This window comes from Microcystis sp. LEGE 08355, assembly GCF_015207185.1.
Taxonomy (GTDB): domain Bacteria; phylum Cyanobacteriota; class Cyanobacteriia; order Cyanobacteriales; family Microcystaceae; genus Microcystis; species Microcystis panniformis.
The window spans coordinates 1-3,109 of record NZ_JADEXI010000550.1; the positions used below are offsets into that span (position 1 = coordinate 1).

Below are 3,109 nucleotides of genomic sequence, written 5' to 3' on the forward strand. Positions count from 1 at the left end.
GAACTTAGGAAAAGTCAACAATCAAAAATTTGTGACCATCCCTCATGCTCGATTAATTGAGATGATTAGTTATAAATGTCAATTAGAAGGAATCTCTGTGATTCTTCAAGAAGAATCCTATACCTCAACTTCTAATTTTTTGAATGACGATCCTCTCCCCGTTTATGGACAGATAACTGAAAAACCCGTTTTTTCAGGAAAAAGAATTTCGCGAGGGTTATATCGTACAGATAAGGGGATTCTGGTTCAATCTGATGTCATAGGTTCCTATAATATTTTACGAAAAGCATTCCCAAATGCGTTTAACCGCTATGGGATAGAGAGGTGCGTAGTTCACCCAAGGAGAATCAATCTCTCGAAGTAAAAGTGAAGGGAATTTCTGAAGTGGAATTCAGTCTGTCTATATTTGACTATACTTTTACTAACTACATGGAGACTTAACTTTTCCATTGGATCGAATTTTTGAAGATTCTTTCGATGTTCGCGGTTTCTCATCTGGGCAAAAGCGAGAAAACAGCGATCGCATTTGGCGCAGCTTTGCCGTGGCAATTGTCCGTGACGCAATATCTGTAATAATCTAATACAGCCCTTGTAAACCTTCTTTAAGCTCTGGGTTTTCGTCTTGATCGAGATGCACAAAATCGCCCTTAGATGAGAATTAGTTTACAAAAATTTACATTTGGAGATAAGGAGCAATGAGTCAAGTTTCCGGTACAGATGTTCCCGATTTGGGTCGTCGTCAATTTATGAACCTGTTGACCTTTGGTACAATTACCGGAGTAGCAGCGGGCGCTTTGTATCCGATTGTTAAGTATTTTATTCCCCCCTCGGCCGGTGGTACGGGTGGCGGTGTCACCGCTAAAGATGCCCTAGGTAATGATGTGATTGTCAGTCAATTTCTGGGAAGCCATAACGCCGGCGATCGCACCTTAGCTCAAGGTTTAAAAGGCGACCCCACCTATTTAGTCGTCCAAGAGGACAAAACCCTTGCCAACTATGGAATTAACGCCGTCTGCACCCACTTAGGTTGTGTGGTGCCTTGGAATGCCAGTGAAGAAAAATTCATGTGTCCTTGCCACGGTTCCCAGTACAATGCCGAAGGAAAAGTAGTTCGCGGTCCAGCGCCTCTATCCTTAGCCCTCGCCCATGCCAACGTCACCGATAATGATAAAGTCGTCTTCTCCACTTGGACGGAAACCGACTTCCGCACCGGTGAAGAACCCTGGTGGTCCTAGATTATTCAATGTGACGAGATTTGGAATTATTCAACCGATAGAGATGAGAACATTCAACTTTTTAAGCTTCCCGCAAGTCCACAGACAGGCCCTAGTGAAAGCTGTCCTCGTGGCGATCGCTACCGTTTCCCTGCTCCTAACCAGCGATGTCATTAATCCCCAATCTGCCCAAGCATATCCTTTTTGGGCGCAACAAACCGCACCGGAAACCCCCAGAGAAGCAACAGGTCGGATTGTCTGCGCGAACTGCCATTTAGCCCAAAAACCCGCCGAAATTGAAATCCCTCACTCGGTATTACCCGATAGCGTCTTTGAAGCAGTAGTAAAAATCCCCTACGATCCCGCCAGTCAACAGGTGTTAGGAGACGGATCCAAGGGGGGTTTAAACGTCGGTGCAGTCTTAATGCTACCGGATGGTTTTAAAATCGCGCCCCCCGATCGCATTCCCGAAGAAATGCAGGAAAAACTCGGTGGAGTCTATTTCCAATCCTACAAAGAAGGTCAAGATAACGTGGTTATCGTCGGCCCCCTACCCGGGGATCAATACAAAGAAATCGTTTTCCCCGTCCTGGCCCCCGATCCTAGCCAAAATAAGGGTATTCACTTCGGTAAATATGCTGTGCATTTAGGGGCCAATCGCGGTCGTGGTCAAGTGTACCCCACCGGTGAACCTAGCAATAATAACGCCTTCAAAGCGGGTGCTGCCGGTACAATTAGCCAGATCAGCAAAACCGAAGCCGGTGGTTATGAAGTGACCATCGCTTCCCAAGCTGGCCCCGTGGTGGAAAATATTCCCCCAGGACCTGAGTTAATCGTCTCGGAAGGTCAAGCGATCGAAGTGGGACAATTTTTAACCAGTAACCCCAATGTCGGCGGTTTTGGTCAAAAAGAGACGGAAGTTGTCCTACAAAATCCCGGCCGGATCAAAGGATTGGTTTTATTCCTCGGTGGTATTATGCTATGCCAAATCCTCTTAGTTATTAAGAAAAAACAAGTGGAAACAGTACAAGCGGCCGAAATGAATTTCTAATCGCAATATTTCGGTTATTTTTGCTAGAAAGCGGGTTATTTGCCCGCTTTTTAGCTTTGGGTCAGGAAAACGCTCACTGCCGTCTGATACAATCGGTTCAACTTAACCGATAAGTGTCAATTTTTTATGAATCAGTCGCTTGTTCCAGTCATTCTCGCCGGGGGTAAAGGGGAACGTTTTTGGCCTCTCAGTCGTCTAGCGCGTCCGAAACAGTTTCTCTGTCTTGATGGTAGTGGTCGCAGTCTTTTACAAGCAACGGCCGATCGTCTATTATCTTTAGGGGCAGGTTGGGAAAATCTCTGGGTAATTACCGCTAGTGCGATCGCTGATGGAGTCCGCGAACAACTGCCCGATTTACCGGAGAGTAACCTATTAGTGGAACCAGTGGGCAAGGATACGGCCCCGGCTGTGACTTGGGCCACCTTAGAAGTGATAAAACGTTATGGTCAGGAAGTGGCGATCGGTTTTTTTCCTGCCGATCATTATATTGGTGATCAAGAGGCTTATATTAACACTTTAAAAGCGGCCGTAGAAGTGGCCGTCAGCCAAAAAGCGATCGTTACTTTAGGGATTAAACCCGATTATCCCTCCACCGGTTACGGTTATATCGAACAGGGAGAAAATCAGGGCGAATTTAATGGTTTACCCGTCTATAAAGTGAGTCGTTTTACGGAAAAACCCGATCGCACCACGGCCGAAAAATTCCTAGAAACGGGACTTTTTAGCTGGAATAGCGGAATGTTTATCTTTCAGGGACAAGTGGTTTTAGAGGAGCTAAAAACCCATGCTAATAATATTTTACAACCTCTGAGCGATCGGGGCATCGCTGCCTATGAGGATTTAG

4 protein-coding genes are annotated in these 3,109 nt (G+C 45.9%); all 4 read left to right on the forward strand.

Annotated elements, in window-relative coordinates; all coding sequences use genetic code 11:
- On the forward strand, nucleotides 1-364 hold a 364-nt coding region (locus IQ242_RS20870; protein WP_193961267.1), incomplete at its 5' end, for an IS200/IS605 family accessory protein TnpB-related protein.
- A gap of 331 nt (nucleotides 365-695) precedes the next feature.
- Complete coding sequence (petC, locus tag IQ242_RS20875) at nucleotides 696-1,235, forward strand: cytochrome b6-f complex iron-sulfur subunit (protein ID WP_002789527.1); 540 nt, start codon at nucleotides 696-698, stop codon at nucleotides 1,233-1,235.
- A gap of 43 nt (nucleotides 1,236-1,278) precedes the next feature.
- A complete protein-coding gene (petA, locus tag IQ242_RS20880; protein ID WP_002768466.1) occupies nucleotides 1,279-2,265 on the forward strand; it encodes a cytochrome f in 987 nt (328 codons plus the stop codon).
- Nucleotides 2,266-2,391: 126 nt separating this feature from the next.
- Nucleotides 2,392-3,109, forward strand: a 718-nt coding sequence (locus tag IQ242_RS20885; RefSeq protein WP_193961268.1) for a mannose-1-phosphate guanylyltransferase, incomplete at its 3' end; no start/stop codon positions are given.

What these genes read in the sequence shown, in the direction of transcription:
- petC (WP_002789527.1), top strand. Translation starts at nt 696, where the DNA reads ATGAGTCAAGTTTCCGGTACAGATGTTCCCGATTTGGGTCGTCGTCAA.
- petA (WP_002768466.1), top strand. Translation starts at nt 1,279, where the DNA reads ATGAGAACATTCAACTTTTTAAGCTTCCCGCAAGTCCACAGACAGGCC.